The sequence below is a fragment of the Cereibacter azotoformans genome, assembly GCF_021391315.1.
Lineage (GTDB): Bacteria > Pseudomonadota > Alphaproteobacteria > Rhodobacterales > Rhodobacteraceae > Cereibacter_A > Cereibacter_A azotoformans.
Genome location: NZ_CP090022.1, coordinates 232,161 through 250,572, shown reverse-complemented (window position 1 = coordinate 250,572; position 18,412 = coordinate 232,161). Strand labels below are relative to the sequence as shown.

Annotated in this window: 21 protein-coding genes and 1 other annotated feature; of the genes, 16 read left to right on the top strand and 5 right to left on the bottom strand. The window is 67.6% G+C overall.

Going from position 1 to position 18,412, the window contains the following annotated elements:
• The first annotated feature begins 36 nt into the window (after positions 1-36).
• The 7 genes from LV780_RS16265 to trpB all read left to right on the top strand — a co-directional run bounded on the left by LV780_RS16265 (position 37) and on the right by trpB (position 5,652).
• Entirely contained in the window at positions 37-657 is a 621-nt protein-coding gene (locus LV780_RS16265; RefSeq protein WP_101339915.1) for a (d)CMP kinase, read from the top strand.
• A 105-nt stretch (positions 658-762) separates the two neighbouring features.
• Positions 763-2,448 (top strand): 30S ribosomal protein S1, encoded by a 1,686-nt coding sequence (rpsA, locus tag LV780_RS16260; protein WP_011910759.1) that lies wholly within the window; start codon positions 763-765, stop codon positions 2,446-2,448.
• 173 nt (positions 2,449-2,621) lie between these two features.
• A complete protein-coding gene (gene ihfB, locus LV780_RS16255) occupies positions 2,622-2,903 on the top strand; it encodes an integration host factor subunit beta (protein WP_011910760.1) in 282 nt (93 codons plus the stop codon).
• Between the two features lie 39 nt (positions 2,904-2,942).
• Positions 2,943-3,323 (top strand): LapA family protein, encoded by a 381-nt coding sequence (locus LV780_RS16250; RefSeq protein ID WP_011910761.1) that lies wholly within the window; start codon positions 2,943-2,945, stop codon positions 3,321-3,323.
• Entirely contained in the window at positions 3,323-3,961 is a 639-nt protein-coding gene (locus LV780_RS16245) for a phosphoribosylanthranilate isomerase (RefSeq protein WP_108221146.1), read from the top strand. Before LV780_RS16250 ends, LV780_RS16245 begins: the two co-directional genes overlap by 1 nt.
• Positions 3,958-4,404 carry a GNAT family N-acetyltransferase gene (locus LV780_RS16240; protein WP_117345110.1) on the top strand — a complete coding sequence of 149 codons (447 nt, stop codon included), beginning with the start codon at positions 3,958-3,960 and terminating at the stop codon, positions 4,402-4,404. Before LV780_RS16245 ends, LV780_RS16240 begins: the two co-directional genes overlap by 4 nt.
• 15 nt (positions 4,405-4,419) lie before the next feature.
• Complete coding sequence (trpB, locus tag LV780_RS16235; RefSeq protein WP_108221147.1) at positions 4,420-5,652, top strand: tryptophan synthase subunit beta; 1,233 nt, start codon at positions 4,420-4,422, stop codon at positions 5,650-5,652.
• A 49-nt stretch (positions 5,653-5,701) separates the two neighbouring features.
• Here the strand turns inward: trpB and LV780_RS16230 are convergent, their stop codons facing one another.
• The gene (locus tag LV780_RS16230; protein WP_044249594.1) at positions 5,702-6,076 is read right to left on the bottom strand and encodes a DUF2237 family protein; all 375 of its coding nucleotides are present in this window, start codon (positions 6,074-6,076) and stop codon (positions 5,702-5,704) included.
• 217 nt (positions 6,077-6,293) lie between these two features.
• Between LV780_RS16230 and LV780_RS16225 the strand changes: the two genes are divergently transcribed.
• Together LV780_RS16225 and LV780_RS22095 are read left to right on the top strand one after the other, a co-directional pair.
• Positions 6,294-7,520 carry a urate hydroxylase PuuD gene (locus LV780_RS16225; RefSeq protein WP_108221148.1) on the top strand — a complete coding sequence of 409 codons (1,227 nt, stop codon included), beginning with the start codon at positions 6,294-6,296 and terminating at the stop codon, positions 7,518-7,520.
• A 206-nt stretch (positions 7,521-7,726) separates the two neighbouring features.
• Positions 7,727-8,044, top strand: coding sequence for a DUF2934 domain-containing protein (locus LV780_RS22095; RefSeq protein ID WP_407647927.1), 318 nt, complete (start codon positions 7,727-7,729; stop codon positions 8,042-8,044).
• 85 nt (positions 8,045-8,129) lie between these two features.
• Here LV780_RS22095 and LV780_RS16220 read toward each other — a convergent pair whose 3' ends face one another.
• Together LV780_RS16220 and LV780_RS16215 are read right to left on the bottom strand one after the other, a co-directional pair.
• The gene (locus LV780_RS16220) at positions 8,130-9,785 is read right to left on the bottom strand and encodes a methyl-accepting chemotaxis protein (RefSeq protein ID WP_101339921.1); all 1,656 of its coding nucleotides are present in this window, start codon (positions 9,783-9,785) and stop codon (positions 8,130-8,132) included.
• A 349-nt stretch (positions 9,786-10,134) separates the two neighbouring features.
• Positions 10,135-10,190: a sequence feature (sul1 is cis-regulatory element that is thought to sense ions involved in sulfur or methionine metabolism; They are found in Alphaproteobacteria), on the top strand.
• Positions 10,161-10,766 (bottom strand): hypothetical protein, encoded by a 606-nt coding sequence (locus LV780_RS16215; RefSeq protein WP_233864151.1) that lies wholly within the window; start codon positions 10,764-10,766, stop codon positions 10,161-10,163. (Overlaps the previous feature by 30 nt.)
• Here LV780_RS16215 and LV780_RS16210 point away from each other — a divergent pair.
• From LV780_RS16210 to LV780_RS16180, 7 genes are all read left to right on the top strand, one after another.
• Positions 10,758-11,030, top strand: a complete 273-nt coding sequence (locus LV780_RS16210) for an LbetaH domain-containing protein (protein WP_233864149.1) — start codon at positions 10,758-10,760, stop codon at positions 11,028-11,030. The genes LV780_RS16215 and LV780_RS16210 overlap by 9 nt on opposite strands.
• A 27-nt stretch (positions 11,031-11,057) precedes the next feature.
• A complete protein-coding gene (locus LV780_RS16205) occupies positions 11,058-11,369 on the top strand; it encodes a hypothetical protein (RefSeq protein ID WP_011910770.1) in 312 nt (103 codons plus the stop codon).
• The gene (locus LV780_RS16200; protein ID WP_101339922.1) at positions 11,366-12,061 is read left to right on the top strand and encodes an SDR family NAD(P)-dependent oxidoreductase; all 696 of its coding nucleotides are present in this window, start codon (positions 11,366-11,368) and stop codon (positions 12,059-12,061) included. Before LV780_RS16205 ends, LV780_RS16200 begins: the two co-directional genes overlap by 4 nt.
• 1 nt (position 12,062) lies before the next feature.
• The gene (locus LV780_RS16195) at positions 12,063-13,403 is read left to right on the top strand and encodes an ANL family adenylate-forming protein (RefSeq protein WP_108221149.1); all 1,341 of its coding nucleotides are present in this window, start codon (positions 12,063-12,065) and stop codon (positions 13,401-13,403) included.
• 80 nt (positions 13,404-13,483) lie between these two features.
• On the top strand, positions 13,484-14,614 hold the full coding sequence (locus tag LV780_RS16190; RefSeq protein ID WP_044249394.1) for an MFS transporter: 1,131 nt from the start codon (positions 13,484-13,486) through the stop codon (positions 14,612-14,614).
• A 227-nt stretch (positions 14,615-14,841) separates the two neighbouring features.
• A complete protein-coding gene (locus tag LV780_RS16185; RefSeq protein WP_407647926.1) occupies positions 14,842-16,071 on the top strand; it encodes a hypothetical protein in 1,230 nt (409 codons plus the stop codon).
• 10 nt (positions 16,072-16,081) lie between these two features.
• Positions 16,082-16,819: a COG3904 family protein gene (locus tag LV780_RS16180; RefSeq protein ID WP_108221204.1), complete on the top strand. Its 738-nt coding sequence runs from the start codon at positions 16,082-16,084 to the stop codon at positions 16,817-16,819.
• A 16-nt stretch (positions 16,820-16,835) separates the two neighbouring features.
• On the opposite strand, the gene LV780_RS16175 is transcribed toward LV780_RS16180, so the two are convergent.
• Positions 16,836-17,603, bottom strand: a complete 768-nt coding sequence (locus LV780_RS16175) for an SDR family oxidoreductase (protein ID WP_101339925.1) — start codon at positions 17,601-17,603, stop codon at positions 16,836-16,838.
• Complete coding sequence (locus LV780_RS16170; protein WP_011910777.1) at positions 17,587-18,303, bottom strand: GntR family transcriptional regulator; 717 nt, start codon at positions 18,301-18,303, stop codon at positions 17,587-17,589. The genes LV780_RS16175 and LV780_RS16170 overlap by 17 nt, the downstream gene beginning before the upstream one ends.
• Positions 18,304-18,412 lie beyond the last annotated feature (109 nt).

The following is an 18,412-nucleotide window of genomic DNA, read 5'->3' as shown; positions in this document are numbered from 1 at the left end:
CCGCGGGATATTTGGGCCAGAATGAAAGGCTGCGGAATGCGCTTCACGGTGGCGATCGACGGGCCGGCGGCCGCGGGCAAGGGCACGATCTCTCGGGCGGTCGCGGCGCATTTCCGCTTTGCGCATCTGGACACGGGGCTGCTCTACCGGGCCGTCGGGGCGAGGGTGGCCGAAGGGGCGGAGCCGGTGGCGGCGGCGCGCGGGCTGGAAATGTCCGATCTCGAGCGCGGCGATCTGCGCTCGGCCGAGGCGGGGCAGGCGGCGAGCCGGGTGGCGGCGCTGCCCGAGGTGCGGGCGGCGCTGGTGGAGTTCCAGCGCCGTTTCGCGCGGCGCGAGGGCGGGGCGGTGCTGGACGGGCGCGACATCGGCACGGTGATCTGTCCCGAGGCGGAGGTGAAGCTCTTCGTGACCGCCTCAGACGAGGAGCGCGCGCGGCGGCGCTGGCTGGAGCTGGCGGCCAAGGGGAGCGGGCAATCCGAGGCCGAGATTCTGCAGGATCTGCGCGAGCGCGACCGGCGGGACCGCGAGCGCGAGGCGGCTCCGCTCAGGCCGGCCCCGGATGCGCTCTTGCTTGACACGACGAAACTGACTATAGACGCCGCGGTGAACAAGGCGATCGAAGCCATCGGACTCAGGCAGGCGCAGGGTCGGGAGTAATCCGCGGCCCTTGTCGTTTTGAGCGAGGCTGGCCTTGGGCAGGTGAAAAGACCGGCGGAGACAACCGCCTGGCCCGTGAAATGCGTGAAAAGGAAAACTGACTGCATGTGCGCCAAAGCAACCATGGAAGAATTTGAGGCCCTCCTGAACGAGAGCCTCCAGATCGACACCCCCCAGGAGGGTTCGGTCGTGAAGGGCCGCGTGATCGCCGTCGAGGCGGGCCAGGCCATCATCGACGTCGGCTACAAGATGGAAGGCCGCGTCGACCTGAAGGAATTTGCCGACATGTCCGGCTCGGTCGATCTGTCGGTCGGCGACGAGGTGGAGGTCTATCTCGATCGCGTCGAGAACGCCCGGGGCGAGGCTGTCATCAGCCGCGACAAGGCCAAGCGCGAGGAAGCCTGGGACCGTCTCGAGAAGGCCTATGCCAACGAGACCCGCGTCGAGGGCGCGATCTTCGGCCGCGTCAAGGGCGGCTTCACCGTCGATCTCGGCGGCGCCGTGGCCTTCCTGCCCGGCTCGCAGGTTGACGTCCGTCCGGTGCGCGATGCCGGCCCGCTCATGGGCATGAAGCAGCCGTTCCAGATCCTCAAGATGGACCGTCGCCGCGGCAACATCGTCGTGTCGCGCCGCGCCATTCTGGAAGAGTCGCGTGCGGAACAGCGCGCCGAGGTCATCTCGAACCTCTACGAAGGCCAGACCGTTGACGGCGTCGTCAAGAACATCACCGAATACGGTGCGTTCGTCGACCTCGGCGGCGTGGACGGCCTGCTGCACGTCACCGACATGGCGTGGCGCCGCGTGAACCACCCCTCGGAGATCCTGTCGATCGGTGAGACCGTGAAGGTCCAGGTCATCAAGATCAACAAGGAAACCCACCGCATCAGCCTGGGCATGAAACAGCTCCAGTCGGATCCGTGGGACGCGGTGGAAAAGGCCTACCCGATCGGTTCGGTCCACAAGGGCCGCGTGACCAACATCACCGACTACGGCGCGTTCGTCGAGTTGGAAGCCGGTGTCGAAGGCCTGGTCCACGTCTCGGAAATGAGCTGGACCAAGAAGAACGTGCACCCCGGCAAGATCGTCTCGACCTCGCAGGAAGTCGACGTCATGGTGCTGGAGATCGACAGCGCCAAGCGTCGTGTCTCGCTGGGCCTGAAGCAGACCATGCGCAACCCGTGGGAAGTCTTCGCGGAAACGCACCCGGTCGGCACCCAGATCGAGGGCGAGGTGAAGAACATCACCGAGTTCGGCCTGTTCGTCGGTCTCGAGCACGACATCGACGGCATGGTGCACCTCTCGGACCTCAGCTGGGACCAGCGCGGCGAGGAAGCCATCCAGAACTACCGCAAGGGCGACGTCGTGAAGGCGGTCGTGACCGAGGTGGACACCGACAAGGAGCGGATCTCGCTCTCGATCAAGGCGCTCGGCGACGACACCTTCTCGGAAGCCATCGAGGGCGTGAAGCGCGGCTCGGTGATCACCGTGGCGGTGACGGCGATCGAGGACGGCGGGATCGAGGTGGACTACAACGGCATGAAGTCGTTCATCCGCCGTTCGGACCTGTCCCGCGACCGCGCCGACCAACGCCCCGAGCGTTTCCAGGTCGGTGACAAGGTCGATGTGCGCGTGACCAACGTGGACGCCAAGACCCGCCGCCTGGGCCTGTCGATCAAGGCGCGCGAGATCGCGGAAGAGAAAGAGGCCGTCGAACAGTATGGCTCGTCCGATTCGGGCGCGTCGCTGGGCGACATCCTCGGCGCGGCGCTGCGCAACAGCGAGCGCGGCTGAGTTCGCCTCAGGACCAAACGGGGGCCCCGCGGGAACGCGGGGCCCCTTGCATTTCTTCGCCCATGGCCCGGAAGTGCAGCAGAATCCACGGTTTTCCAGTTTGTGCCGCGCCATCTTTTCCTCTATCCTTTCCAGAACAAGGCGTCCGCCGAAGGCGGCTCAGGGGGGCAAGGATGATCCGATCGGAACTGATCCAGAAAATAGCCGACGAGAACCCCCATCTGACCCAGCGCCACGTCGAGCGGATCGTGAACACGGTCTTCGAGGAGATCATCGAGGCACTGGCGCGCGGCGACCGGGTGGAACTGCGCGGATTCGGCGCATTCTCGGTCAAGTCCCGGGATGCCAGAGTCGGCCGCAACCCGAGAACGGGTGAAGCCGTCGAAGTCGAAGACAAGAAGGTTCCCTTCTTCAAAACCGGCAAGCTGCTGCGCGACCGCCTGAACGCGAAGTGAACGCGCGGCATTGCCCCTCTAATGGTGAGCAAGGACCCAATGATCCGTTGGTTGCGTATTCTGTTCCTCGTCCTCCTTGCGGTCGTGCTTCTGACCGTCGCGCTGGCTCACCGGGATCCGGTGACGGTGAAACTCATGCCGGAGAATCTGGCGACCTTCGTCGGCACCGATTGGGCCGCCTGGTCCATGGCGCTTCCGCTTTACGCCGTCATCTTCGGGGGCATCGTGGCCGGCCTGCTGATCGGCTTCTTCTGGGAGTGGATGCGCGAGCACAAGCACCGGGCCGAGGTGCGCCGCAAGTCGAAGGAAGTGAAGAACCTGCAGCGTGAGGTCTCGACCCTGAAGTCCAAGGTCGAGACGGCCAACGCGGTCGGTGCGCCGAAGAACGATGTTCTGACGGCCCTGTCGAAATCGGCTTGATGGCGGCTGTCCGCGTCAAGATCTGTGGATTGCGGACGGAAGCTGATGTGAAAGCGGCCGCGTCTTCGGGCGCGGCCTACGTCGGTCTGGTGTTCTTCCCGAAATCGCCGCGTCATCTCTCTCTGGCTCAGGCGCAGGGGCTGGCGCTTGCGGCGCCTCCGGGGGTTGCGAAGGTTGCGCTGACCGTCGATGCCGACGATGCGGCGCTGGATGAGATCGTCGAGGCCGTTCCGCTGGACATGCTCCAGCTGCACGGACATGAAACGCCCGAACGTGTGGCCGAGGTTCGCGCCCGCTATGGCCTGCCGGTGATGAAGGCGGTGGGCGTGGCGGACGAGGCCGACCTGCCCCAGATACTGGAGCATTCGCTGGCCGCCGATCAGATCCTGATCGATGCGAAGGCCCCCAGGGGCGCGGCCTTGCCCGGCGGCAACGGGCTGACCTTCGACTGGCGTCTGATCGCGGGGCGGCACTGGATCCGGCCCTGGATGCTGGCAGGCGGCCTTGGGCCGGGGAATGTGGCCGAGGCCGTGCGGCGCACGGGCGCCACGCAGGTGGATGTGTCCTCGGGCGTCGAATCGGCGCCCGGCGTGAAGGATGCGGCGAGGATCGAGGCCTTCCTGAAGGCCACCCGGTGATCCGTTTCCGCGCCGCCCGGCGCGAGGATGTGGGCCGCATCGTGGCGCTTCTCGCTGATGACCCGCTTGGCGCCGCGCGTGAGACAGCGGATCCCGAGAGCTACCTGACGGCTTTCGACCGTATGGCCGAGGCGCCGGGCCTGTTCCTGATCGTCGGCGAGATCGGGGGGCGTGTCGTGGCCACCTACCAGCTTGCGATCCTGCCCGGCCTGTCGCTGCGCGCGGCGACGCGGGCGCTGGTTGAAGCGGTTCGAGTGGACTCGGCCCTCCGCTCGCAGGGCATTGGCGCCGCGCTCATGGCCGATGCCGAGGCGCGTGCCCGCGCCGCCGGAGCAAGCCTGATCCAGCTGACCACCCACCGCTCGCGCGAGCGCGCCCACCGCTTCTACGAGCGGCTCGGCTTTACCGCCTCGCACATCGGGTATAAACGGTCGATGGACTGACAGGGAGTGCGCGCCATGGCCGAGGACGGCATCAACAGCTACATGACCGGCCCCGACGAGCAGGGTCGCTTCGGCATCTTCGGCGGGCGCTTCGTCTCCGAGACGCTGATGCCGCTGATCCTCGACCTCGAGGCGCGCTACGAACATGCCAAGACCGACCCGGATTTCTGGGCCGAGATGGAGGATCTCTGGACGCACTACGTCGGCCGGCCCTCGCCGCTCTATTTCGCGCCGCGGCTGACCGAGCATCTGGGCGGGGCGAAGATCTACCTCAAGCGCGATGAGCTGAACCACACCGGCGCGCACAAGATCAACAACGTGCTGGGCCAGATCATCCTGGCCCGCCGCATGGGCAAGACCCGGATCATCGCCGAGACGGGCGCGGGCCAGCACGGCGTGGCGACGGCCACCGTCTGCGCCAAGTTCGGTCTGAAATGCGTGGTCTACATGGGCGCGCATGATGTCGAGCGGCAGGCGCCGAACGTGTTCCGCATGCGGCTGCTGGGCGCCGAGGTGGTGCCGGTGACGAGCGGCCGCGGCACTCTGAAGGATGCGATGAACGACGCGCTGCGCGACTGGGTGACCAACGTCCGCGACACCTTCTACTGCATCGGCACCGTGGCCGGCCCGCATCCCTATCCGGCAATGGTGCGCGACTTTCAGTCGATCATCGGCAAGGAGGTGCGCTGGCAGCTGGCCGAGCAGGAGGGCGAGGGCCGCCTGCCCGACACGGTCGTGGCGGCGATCGGCGGTGGCTCGAACGCGATGGGGCTCTTCTACCCGTTCCTCGACGATCCCTCCGTGCGCATCATCGGGGTCGAGGCCGGGGGCAAGGGTGTCGATGACCGGATGGAACATTGCGCCTCGCTGACCGGCGGGCGGCCGGGCGTGCTGCATGGCAACCGTACCTACCTGCTGCAGGACGAGGACGGCCAGATCCTCGAGGGCTTCTCGATCTCGGCGGGCCTCGACTATCCCGGAATCGGGCCGGAGCATGCCTGGCTGCATGACACGGGCCGGGCCGAATATGTCTCGATCACGGACGCCGAGGCGCTGGAGGCCTTCCAGCTCTGCTGCGCGCTGGAAGGGATCATTCCGGCGCTGGAGCCGTCACATGCGCTGGCCCATGTCCTCAAGATCGCGCCGAACCTGCCGCGTGACCATATCATCGTGATGAACATGTGCGGGCGCGGCGACAAGGACATCTTCACGGTGGCGAAGCATCTCGGCTTCGACATGAAGATCTGAACCGGCAGGGGCTGCCGGGTTCGTCCTTTCGCTGGCGGCCCGGTCCCGCTCAGGTGGGGTCGACTGCATAGAGCTTGAGCACGTCGAGGGGAACCACTTCGAGCGTGCGGCGGTGCGTGGCTTCCAGCCGCACGCGCGGCGCCGCCCCCTCCTCGTGCGCCTGCAGGAACCGGCCGGCGCAGAGGCACCACTGGTCCCCCGCCTTGAGGCCGCGAAAGCCGAACTCCGGCCGCGGCGTCGAGAGGTCGTTGCCAAGGTATTTCGAGAGCGCGAGGAACTCGGCGGTCATCACGGCGCAGACCGTGTGCTGGCCTAGATCGGACGGGCCGGTGTCGCAACAGCCGTTGCGGAAGAAGCCGGTCAGTGGATCGCGCGAGCAGGTCTCGAGCGGCCGGCCGAGGACGTTGAAAGACGGCTCCTTCATGGTGGGGTGCTGGCTCCTGTTCATGGCCCGGCCCGTGCGGCCGAGGCGTTCCGTGGTCTTCCGGCGCGGCCAGAGCACGCCGGGCGGGCGGCGGCTGGCCGGATCTTCGGCAACCTTGCGTCGAATGCCGCCGCGCCTAGAGCAGGCGATTGAACTTTCCGCGCGATCCGGGAACAACGGGCTGACGCCTTTGTGGCCGCAGCGGGGGAGCTTTCCGATGTATGATTACGCCGTGCTCTGGGAGTGGCTCATGATAGCCGCGCGTTGGACACATGTCATCACGGCTGTCGCCTGGATCGGATCCTCCTTCTATTTCATTGCGCTGGATCTTGGTTTGCGGAAGACGGCGTCGTTGCCGCCACTGGCCCATGGCGAAGAGTGGCAGGTCCACGGGGGCGGCTTCTACCACATCAACAAGTATCTCGTGGCGCCCGACTTCCTGCCCGGGCATCTCACCTGGTTCAAGTGGGAGAGCTATGCCACCTGGCTCTCGGGCTTCGCGCTTCTGGTGCTGCTCTACTACTTCGGGGCGGAGCTGTTCCTGATTGATCCCAATGTCATGGACCTGACGGTGTGGCAGGCCGTGGCCATCTCGCTCGGGTCGCTCGGGCTTGGCTGGCTGGTCTATGACGGGCTCTGCCGGTCGCCGGTTGGACGGTATCCGACCCTTCTGATGATCCTGCTCTTCGGAGTTCTGGTGGGTATGGCCTGGGGTTACACGCAGGTCTTCTCGGGGCGGGCGGCGCTGCTGCATCTGGGGGCCTTCACCGCCACGATCATGAGCGGAAACGTCTTCATCACCATCATGCCCAACCAGAGGATCGTGGTGGCCGACCTCAAGGCGGGCCGGCGACCGGACCCGCGCTACGGAGAGATCGCCAAGCAGCGCAGCACGCACAACAATTACCTGACCCTCCCCGTGATCTTCCTCATGCTGTCGAACCACTACCCGCTGATCTTCGCGACGGAGTGGAACTGGCTGATCGCGTCGCTCGTCTTCCTCATGGGCGTGACAATCCGGCACTGGTTCAACATGCGGCACGCGCGGAAGGGCAACCCCCACTGGACCTGGGCCGTGACCGCGGTGATCTTTCTCGTGATCTCCTGGCTTTCGACGGCTCCGATGCGGGGAGAGGCGCCCGAGGAGGCTGCCCTGCTCGGCGGGTCCGCGGTGCGCTTCGCCTCCGCACCGGATTTTCCCGAGGTGGCGGACATCGTGATGGGCCGGTGCTCGATGTGCCACGCGGCCGAGCCCGGCTGGGACGGACTCCACTGGCCGCCGAAGAACGTGCGGCTCGAAACCCCGGCCGAGATCGCGCACGAGGCGCGCCGCATCTATCTGCAGTCCGGCATCACCCATGCCATGCCTCCCGGCAACCTGAGCTTCATGGAGCCGGAAGAGCGGGCGACGATCGTGCGCTGGTATCGCTCGGTCGCCGGCTGACGGCGTCTCGTCACGACGCTGCCTGTCGCGGTCTTGTCGAGGAACCGAGTCTCCCTCTCCGACAATGACAGCGGAACTGCCCCGCGTGCAGGCCGTTGCCTTCGCATCGTCCAGCCATCGCGCTGGCGGGGAAGAGCGGACGAGGCCAGACGGGACAGCTTTGCGGATTTCGGAAAATCTTCATATGCTACGGAAAGCTGCGCCCCATGGGCGGGAGGCGAAGGGATTTCCATGACCGGAGGGACAAAACGATGAATGACCGCGAAGCCCGCGTGCGCCAGCGCGCCTACGAGCTCTGGGAAGCGGAGGGTCAGCCCGCCGATCGCGATCAGGATTTCTGGCTGCGCGCCGAAGCCGAGATTGCGGCGGAAGCCGAGGCCGCGGCTCCGGCGGCTTCGGCCCCCGCGCCGAAGCCGCGGGCCCGGAAGGCGAAGGCTGAAGGAGAAGGCTCTGAAAGGGCGGCTTCCGGCGAGACCGCAGCTCCGAAGAGGCCGCGCCGGAAACCAGCCGCTCAGGCCCGGTAGAAAGGTCAGCCGTCAGGCTGCGGGGAGCCGATGGCACCATGGCGCAGCTTGGGCTGCGCCACGGGGTGATCGGCGGCAGCACGGATCAGGCGGTGCGCTGGAACGCTGCGTCCAGTTCGTCCATGTCGCTCTCCCCGATGTCGAAGTGGAACCCCTTCGGTTTTGCGGCGACTTGAAGTGCAGGCTTGCGCACGGCCGGCGGGACGGACTTCGGCGCGGGCTGAGGATCACGGGCCGGCCGCTCCGGCGTCGCGTCGATCAGGAAGAACCCGACCGCGTCCTTGAGCTGGTCGGCTTCGGTCGACAGCTCTCCTGCCCCCTCGGCCAGAGCCTCTGCCGAGTGGCTGTTCTGCTGGGTCACCTGATCCAGCTGCTGGATCGCCAGCGCCACCTGTTGTGCCCCCGTGGAAAGCTCGCGCGAGGCGACCGAGATCGAGGAGACAAGCGTGGAGGTGCGCTCGATGTCAGGCACCAGCCGCTCGAGCATTTCGCCCGCCGTGGAAGCCGCTGCCGAGGTCCGCGACGAAAGCTGCGAGATCTCCGCGGCCGCGGACTGGCTCCGCTCGGCCAGCTTGCGCACCTCGGCCGCGACGACGGCAAAGCCGCGTCCGTGCTCGCCTGCGCGGGCGGCCTCGACAGCCGCGTTGAGCGCCAGAAGATCGGTCTGACGGGCGATCTCCTGCACCACGAGGATACGTTCGGCAATCGCACCCATGGCCGACACCGCCTCGCGCACCGCGCCACCGGAGGCACGCGCATCCTCGGCCGATTTGATGGCAATCTGTTCCGTGCGGGCGGAGTTGTCCGCCGTCTGCTTGATGTTGGCCGCCATCTGCTCGACCGAGGCGGACGCTTCTTCCGTGGACGAGGCCTGTTCGCTGCTGCCCTGCGACAGCTGCTCGGACGTGGAGGCCATGATCCGGCTGTTGGCGGCCACCTGGTTGGTCGCAAGCGTGACGCGGCCCACGACCTCGCGGAGGCGGAGGATCATCGAGTTGCTCGCCTTGAGCAGTTGCGCGATCTCGTCCGAGCCCCGGTCATCGGCCAGCGTCGTCAGATCACCGTGCGCAACGCGTTGCGTCAGGTCCAGTGTCCGCTGAAGGCCGCGCGCGATCGAGGCCGTCACGAGCGTGGCGGCGATTGTCCCGAACAGCACACCGGCCAGAGCGAGGAGGGACAGGTTGAGCACGCTCGCCGCCAGATCGCGGCTGGCAGAGGCGGTCGCCTCAGCCATCTGGTTGCTGTAGGTGCTGCGAAAGGCCTCGAGATTGGCGGCGAGCTTCTCCATTCCCTGACGCGCCTCGCCGGCAAGCAGGCGCGAGGCGGCCGCCGTATCGCCGCCATCGGCAAGCTCGAACACGCGGTTGTTGATCGCGGCGGCGGCCTTGCGCTGCTCGGCATAGGCCTTGATCATCGGCATCCCGACATCGTCGGCCAGCGCCTCGAGCCGCTCGATGCTGGCGCTCATGTCGGCGCGGATCTGCACGATGTCCTGCTTGAGCGCGGCGCGTTTGGCCTCATCCTCGGCGACCACATAGTCCCGCAGGACGACGTTGAACTGTGTCTGCTGGATCTCCAGCCGGCTCGCTGACTCGACGCGCGCGGCCTGTTTCTCGACGATCGTCTGGAGCACCTGGTTCGAGTGCCGCAGATCGATGATTCCCAGTATCGTGCCGGTTCCCATGAGGAGGAAGACCAGGAAGAAGGCACCGGCCAGCTTGATCTTGATGTTCAGTTTCATGTGCGCCTTTCCTTGCCACGTCCCGCATCGATAACGGCGGAAAAAGCTTTAGTTGTAGTTGCCAACCGCCCTCCGCGCGGCGTTTCCCGGGCGTCGGGGCACGAAGAATGCGCACAATCTGCGACAAGTGGCCCCTTGGCAGCGCACCGAATCATCCGCCGCCGGCTCCGGAGGTCCGGCCTTCCCGAAAAAGGGTGATGCTGGGCCAAGCCAATCGGACAGTCAGACGCCAACCTCCTGTGGACGAGAACTTTTCCCGCGATCCTCCAGAGGTGGTCTTCGACATGCCGCCACGATTTGCTTTAAAGGCTTGTCACACGGGATGAGCACGCTACCCTGTTTTCCATCGCTTGGACCCGGTGCGATCCCGGGTGGCTATTCCGGCCGCTGATCCGCCGGACAACGCTGATTTGCTTCGATCTGATGCTGTAGGTTCAACATCGGACGCGGTTCCCTGCGGTTTTTCAAGAGAGCAGGGGTCCATGCCAGGCAGGACGATCTTTCGTCGCGTCCCGCGAAACGATCCCGCATGTTCCGGGCCGCAGCCGCCATGTCGGTCGAAGCGACAATCGATTGGTGAGCATGACAGAAAACGTTGATTTGACTGAACAGGATTTGAACAGGGATTTTTCCGCGCAGCGAGAGGCTCAATCGCGGGAGCATGAATTGGAACGGATGCTCGAGCAGCCGTTCGACGGAGACGAAGCGGCGCTCATCCGCCGGGTCGGGTTCCGCTTTCTGATCGGCGAGGACTTCCGGGCGCACAGGCGCGAACCGTTCGCGCCGGGTCTCCACGCGCTCTGGGTCCACCGGGTGGGTGTTCATGCGCAGAACCTGCGCGCGCCTCTGCGCCAGCTTGCGCGGGTCTTTCACCGCGCAGGCCAGCTTTTCTGCCGCAATATCTATGGGATAGAGCTGGAGGACACCGTCCGCGTAGGCCGACGGCTCGAGATCGGGCACCAGAGCGGGATCGTGATCCACCGCTACGCCACCATCGGCCACAACTGCGTGATCCGGCAGAACGTGACGTTCGGCGTCGGCACAGACTGGACGGAGGGCCGGGGGCCGGTGATCGGAAACAGCGTGCGCTTTGGCGTGGGCACGGTGGTCATGGGCAACGTGACCATCGGCAACAACGTCACCATCGGCCCGAACTGCGTGATCTCGGCGGATGTGCCGTCGGACTGCACGCTGTTCGTGCCGCCGCCACGGGTTCTGCCCAAGGCGAAGCCGGACAATCGCTGACGAACCTATTTGATGGAGGATATTTCGATGAACGTGGACAAGAGCCAGCTGCTCAAGGCCCTTCAGAATGCGGTCGAGGAGGTGAACCTGTCGCTTCCGGCCGACCGGCAGATTTCTTCGGATCCCGACGCCGTCCTTTACGGAGAGGGCAGCCCGCTCGACTCTCTCGGACTGGTCAATTTCGTCATGGCGGCCGAGCAGCATGTGGGCGACGAAACGGGTCTCGACATCGTGCTGGCCTCGGAGTCGGCCATGTCGCGCAAGCGCAGCCCCTATCGGAGCCTGCGCAGCCTGGCCGACTACGCCGCCGAGATCGCCGCCGGGGCCGACGCTGCATGAGCGGGGTGATCGCGATCACCGGGACGCGCAAGGGCATCGGCCGGTCTCTGGCCGAGACCTACCTCGAGCGGGGCTGGACCGTCGTCGGCTGCTCGCGCGATGCGAGCGACCTCGCCCACGAGCGCTACCGCCACTACGAGCTTGATGTGGCGGACGAGCGGGCGGTGGCCGGCATGATGCAGGACGTCCGCCGGCGGGAGGGCCGTCTCGACGCGCTTCTGAACAATGCGGGTATTGCGTCGATGAACCATGTGCTGCTGACGCCGGGCCGGACGGTGCAGCGCGTCTTCGCCACCAACGTGCTGGGAACGTTCCTGTTCTGCCGTGAGGCGGCCAAGCTCATGGGGCGGCATCGGTTCGGCCGGATCGTCAATTTCGCGACGGTGGCCACGCCGCTCAAGCTGGAGGGAGAGGCGGCCTATGCGGCCTCCAAGGCGGCGGTCGTGTCCCTGACCGAGGTTCTCGCCCGCGAGTTGGCGCCGATGGGCATCACCGTGAACGCCGTGGGCCCGACGCCGGTGCCAACCGATCTTGTGGGCGCCGTCCCCGAGGAGAAGATGAGCGCGCTGATCGCCCGGCAGGCCATTCCGCGCTATGGCACGATGGAGGACGTCCTGAACGTCTGCGACTTCTTCCTGCGGCCCGAGTCCGATTTCGTGACCGGCCAGACGATCTATCTGGGAGGCGTCTGACATGGCCGACGCCCTCGGCATCCTGTTTGACCCGATGAGGGCTGCGGGCGGGAAGGTGGCGATCGTCGAGCCGGACGGAACCGAGGTCAGCCACGCCGACCTCCTGCAGTGGATCGAGGAGGCGACCGGACGGCTGGCCGCCGCACAGGTTGCGCGGGGGGCGTCGGTCCAGCTGTGCGGCGACTTCAGCGCGGCGGCCGTGGCCTGGCTGCTTGCGCTCTGGCGGCATGGGGCGGTTGTCACACCGGTGGCCCCGAGCAGCGCCGAACGGCAGGAGGATTTCGCCGCCGTGGCCGATGCCGGCTGGCGTGTCGATGCGGCGAGCGAGCGTCTGATCCCGCTTGGCGGGGCCTCGCGCCATCCGCTGATCGAGGGGCTCAACAGCGAGGATGCGCCGGGTCTTGTGATCTTCACCTCGGGCACGACCGGGGCGCCAAAGGGGGCGGTCCATGACGTGCGGCGGTTGCTGTCGAAGTTCGCGACGCCGGGCAAGGATCTGGTGACGCTGGCCTTCCTGCTCTTCGACCATATCGCCGGCATCGACACGCTGCTCTATGCGCTTGCAAACGGCTCGACCCTCGTCTGTCTGCCGGACAGGTCCGTGCCGACGGTGATTGACCGGATCGCCCGCCACGGCGTCGAGGTGCTGCCGACGGCGCCCTCGTTCCTCAACCTCCTCCTGCTGAACGGCGGGCCCGACCTGCGGTTGCCGAGCCTGCGCGTCGTGACCTACGGTGCCGAGATGATGCCGCAGGCGCTGCTGGAGCGGGTGGCCGACGCTTTCCCGGCGGCGCGGCTTGTCCAGAAATACGGCACATCCGAGTTGGGGGCCCTCCGGTCACGCTCGGAGGAGGGGCGGTCGCGCTGGATCCGGCTCGATGGCGCGGGCGCATCCTGGCGGGTGCGGGAGGGTCTGCTCGAGATCCGCACCGAGACCGCCATGCTGGGCTATCTCAACGCGCCCAGCCCCTTCACCGAGGATGGCTGGTATCGCACGGGCGATCTCGTCGAGGTGGACGGCGACCGGCTGCGTTTCCTCGGGCGGTCGGGAGACATGATCAACGTGGGCGGCCAGAAAGTGTTTCCCGCCGAGGTCGAGGGCGCCATCCTCGGGCTGCCGGGCGTGGCCGAAGCGGCGGTTTACGGGATGCCCCATGCGCTGCTCGGCACGGCGGTCTGCGCCCGCGTCCGGATGGAGGACGCCCGCCATTCCGCGGCCGAGATCCGGACACTTGTCCGCAAGGGCTTGTCAGGGCGGCTGGAGCCCTACAAGATCCCTCAGAAGATCGAGGTGACCACGGAGACGCTGACCACGGATCGGTTCAAGCAGAAACGCGACTGACGCGCGTGCCGCATCCGCCGGGGTGGGGCGATGACCCCCTTTGCGTCGATGGACGCCTCTCCCATGCGAGCCCCTCGCCCTTGACCTCCGCCAACACGTCCGACACCCGCCTTGCCACCCGTCTCGCCTTCTTTGCGGCGGGCTTTGCCATGTCCTGCTGGGCGCCGCTTGTGCCCTTTGCCAAGGCGCGTTCGGGCGTGGATGAGGCCCAGCTTGGCCTCCTGCTCCTGTGCCTCGGGATCGGCTCGCTGATTGCCATGCCCGTCACCGGCTGGCTCAGCGCACGCAGCGGCTCGCGTCCGATGATCCTCCTGGGCGGGATCGGGATGGCCCTCTGCCTGCCCGTTCTGGCCGCCGCCGGGCAGCCCTGGCTTCTGGCGCTGGCGCTGCTCTTGTTCGGCGCGTCGCTCGGCACGCTCGACGTGGCGATGAACGTGCATGCGGTGGCGGTCGAGCGGGAGTCGGACCGGCCGCTGATGTCCGGCTTTCACGCGCTCTTCAGCGTGGGCGGCTTTGGAGGGGCGGGGCTTGTCACCCTCATGCTGTCACAGGGGCTGTCGCCCCTTGCGGCGGCCGGCGTGGGAAGCGCGGTGGCGCTGGCGGCCGTCCTCGGCGCCGCCCCGAGGCTCTTGCGCGCGCAAGGCGGCGAGCCGCCCAAGCTCGCCGTGCCCCGGGCGGCGGTCCTCCTGCTCGCCGGGCTTGCCGCCATCACCTTCCTCGTCGAGGGCGCGCTTCTGGACTGGGGGGCGCTGCTCCTTGTGGGCCGTGGGCTGGTGGAGCCGGCCGGGGGCGGCCTTGGCTACATGCTCTTCTCGATCGCGATGACCGTGGGCCGGTTGACCGGAGACCGGATCGTGATGGCCCTGGGCGACCGGCGCGTGCTGGTGCAGGGGGGCCTTCTGACGGTGGCAGGCTTTGCCATTCTCCTCTCGTGGGATTGGCAGCCGGGGGCACTGGCGGGCTTCGTCCTGATCGGGCTGGGGGCGTCGAACATCGTGCCGGTGCTCTTCAGCCTCGCCGGACGCCAGACCGTCATGCCGCCCGCGCTGGCGATCGCCGCCGTCACGACCACCGGCTATGCCGGTATCCTGGCCGGGCCGGCCCTGATCGGCTTTGCCTCGCACCTGACCAGCCTGCCCATCGCCTTCTGGATGCTGGCCGCCCTCATGGCCTTCATCCCCGCAACGGCGAGGATCGTGGCGGCGCGATGAGCCGCCCCTCGCAACTTCTTGAAGAGGCGTGAAGGGGATGCACCTTCGCCGGGGCCGCCGCGCAGCATAGATCGGCCCTTGCGCGGACCCCTCCGACGCCGAGCCTTGCACGGAAGGTTGAGCGCATGCCCGACACCCCCACCGAGATGCCGCAGGGCGCCCTGCGGCCCGCAGGTCAGGCGGACCCGGCCGCCCCAGCGCCGCAGGATCCTCGTCCCGGGATGGGGATGACCTCGCCCTCCGAGCGTTTGGGCGCCCGACATGCGCGGGAGCTGGAACAGCATCTCGGCTGGCTCGACAGTTTCACCGGGGTGGCGCTGGGAGTGCTGGCGGTGGCTTCCGGCATCTACACCTATCTCGGCGTGCGGACGCTGCTCGACGACACCGGCGCCTGGACGACCTTCGCGGCCCTCTCCTATTCCATTGCGGTCTCGGTCGGGATCTTCGTGTTCTGGTCCTACATGATGCGGCTGCTGCCCGCGATGCGCAGCGCCTCGTCCCGCATCGGGCTGCTGTGCTCGATGGCCCTGGGCAGTCTCGCCATCATCGCCATGTCCTCGTGGCTGAATGCAGCCGCGCTGGCCGGGGCGGCGGCGGTCGAGCAGCATCTGGCGGTGACGGTGCAGGATTATCAGGCCTCGCTGGAACGCGCCCACGCCAATGCGATCGCGGGCCAGAGCCTCGGGCGCGACGTCGCGCGGGTGAGGCAGAGCTTCGGCGACCTCTCCGAGCAGGAGGCGACGGGCGACCTTTCGGGCTTCGCCGGGCGCGGGGCCGTGTTCCGCGTCCTGACCCAGAAGGCCGCAGAGCTCGCGGCGCTCGAGACGCAGATCGGGGCGCAGGATGCGCCGGTGGCGGCGGCCTTCGCCGAAGGCAACGCCATCCTCAGCCGGATGCGGGCCCTGACGGTGGAGGCAGGGCCGGTCGAGCAGCGTTCGGTGCGGTTCTCGGAAGAGGCGGTGCGGCTTGCTGGCATCGTGGCGCAGCTCAGGCAGCTGAACGTCGCGCCGCTGGTGGCGCGGGCCGCGCAGGATCTGGCCGAATCCGTCGTGCTTCCCGAACTCGATGGCGGATCGGACCTCGCGCGGTCGAGCCAGGCAAGCACCATCGATTCCGTCCTCTTGCTCCTGCGTCAGCGGGCCGAGACGCTGCGCGGTGCCGCCGCCGAGGTCGAGGCGCTGCCCGCGACGGAGGAAACGATCTACACCCCCATCTCTGCCGCCGATGCCGTGATCCGCTACGCCGGAAATTTCGTGCCCAGCTGGGCCGGAGCCATCGCCATCGACCTGCTGCCGGCGGTGCTTGTCTTCATCGTGATGGTGACACAGGCGGCCATCCGGGCAGGGCGCGGGGAGGGGATGTCGGAAGAGACGATGACGGTGGCGGAATTGCGGGCCGCACTGGCGGCCGCCCGGCTTCTGCAGGACGCCGACGCGCACCGGGATGCGGGCCGGTGAGGGCCCTTGGGTGACTGTCCCCGCCGCGCCGCGCCGGGCCATCTGGGCCATGCTGATCCTGCAGGTGGCGATCGGGGCCGCGCTGATCGGCATGGACCTGGCCCGGCCCGCGCCGCCGTCTCCGGCCGATCTCTTCGCCCCGGCCACGGTGCCCCAGATGCGGCCCTATCGCCCCGACGTTCGCCCGGCGCCCGGCACGGACGGGCCCCAGATGCGGCCGATGCCCGCCCGTCTCGAGTTCGCGCACGAAGACGGCCGGGTTGCCGTCACCGGGCAGATCGCGCAGGGCGACGCGGCCCGCTTTGCCCGCTTTCTCGAGGAGCAGGCATTGCGGCCCGACACGATCGCGCTCGACAGTTCGGGCGGGGTCGTCGCCGAGGCGCTGCTGATCGGTCGGCAGATCCGCGCGCTCGGTGCGGCCACGGAGGTTGGCGGCGGCGGCGTCTGTCTCTCGGCCTGCCCCTATCTTCTGGCGGGGGGTGATCCGCGCCGGGTCCGGCCCGGAGGGCTGGTCGGGGTGCACCAGCATTACTTCGGCGAGAACAGCCTGCTGCCCGCCTTCCTCGCGGTTGAGGATGTCCAGCGCGGGCAGGCCGAGGTCATGCGCTATCTCGACAGGATGGGCATCGACCCGCGGCTGATGATGCACGGGATGGAGACGCCCGCGCGCGAGATCTACATCCTTGACGCCGAGCGGATGGAGGAGTTGCGGCTGGTGACCGAGCCGGTGCAGGCCGCCGCCGAGTGACCCGGCATGGGTCGTGTCAGGCAAGCATCCGCGTATCGCCGCAGACCGAAAGACTCTGGCCCGACACGAAGCGGCCGAGGGGTGAGGCGAGATACAGGATCTGCGAGGCGATGGCCGCGGGCGGGACATATTCCTTGATCGACGTGTAGCGAAAGGCCTCGGCCTCCACCTCCGAGAAGCTCTGGCCGCGGCTCTGGGCCTTGGCCTCGAGCACCCGGCGCTGACGGTCGCCCGCCACAAGACCCGGCAGGATGGCGTTGACGCGGATGCCGGCCTCGCCCAGTTCGATCGCAAGCGACTTCGTGAGGCCGATCACCCCCCACTTCGCCGCGGCATAGGGCGTGCGCAGCGCGAAGCCCGTCCGTCCGGCGACGGAGGAGAGGTTCACGATGGAGGGGTTCGGGCTCTGCCGAAGGGCCGGGACGGCGCGGGACGCGGTGAGGAACTGGCTGGTCAGGACCACGTCGATCGTCTGACGCCATCCCGCAAGGTCGATCTCCTCGATGCGGCCGGTCGGTCCCGCGATGCCGGCGTTGTTCACCAGACAGTCGAGCCCGCCAAGCTCCGCAAGGGCCTCATCCATGAAGGCCGTGAGAGCCTCGGGATCCGATACGTCCACGCGGCGCGCGAAGACGCTGTCGGGCAGGCTGCCGAGCGCCTCCGGATCGATGTCGCAGGTGGCGATGTGCGCACCTTCGCGCAGGAAGGCATCGACGATGGCGCGGCCGATGCCGCCTGCGCCTGCGGTGACGATGACCCTCGCGCCCTCAAGCCCCAGATCCATCCCTTGTCTCCTTCCTGTGAAAATAGGCCCTCTGATCGAGGATGGTGGCCGCGGCGACGGCGATGTCGGAGCGGATCGCCTCGGCAGCGGCCTCGGCATCGCGGGACTCGAGGGCCGCGACAAGCTGGCCGTGCGCCACGATGGAATGTTCCGCCCGGCTGCCACCCGTCCGCGCGCCGATGTCGAGCGAGATCAGCGGCCCGGCCCGCAGCCACGCCATGCCGATCATCTGGCGCATCGTGGGCGACCGTGCCGCGTCATAGAGGGCGAAATGCAGAAGCCGGTTGGTCATCAGCGCCGCCGAGCGATTGCCCGAGCCCATCTCGTCCCGGAACTGCGCATGAAGCGCGCGGATGCCGGCCACCTCGTCCGGGACCATCCGCTCGACGGCCAGCCGCGCCGCCTCGCATTCGAGCAGCAGGCGGGTGCGGGTGAGTTCGCGGAACTCGTCCTCCGTCATGCGGGGCACCTCGACGGCGCGATTCTTGCGCACCGAAAGCGCGCCCTGCGCCACGAGGCGACCGACCGCTTCGCGCACCGGCATGGTCGAGACGCCGAGTTCGTCCGCAAGCTCGCGGATCGAGGTCCGGCTGTCCGGCTTGAGGGTGCTGTCGAGCAGCATCCGGCAGATCGCGTCATAGACCTGACCGGTCAGCGAGGGCGCCTGCGCGGGCAGCCGCTGGATGTGCAATTCGCTCATTCCGATATTCCCGGCGGGTTGACAGATCGGGTGTCGCCTCTCAGTATGATCTGAGATCACACTTGATCGCGGTGCAAGTCAAGTCACCAAACTCGGACCAACGCCTTCG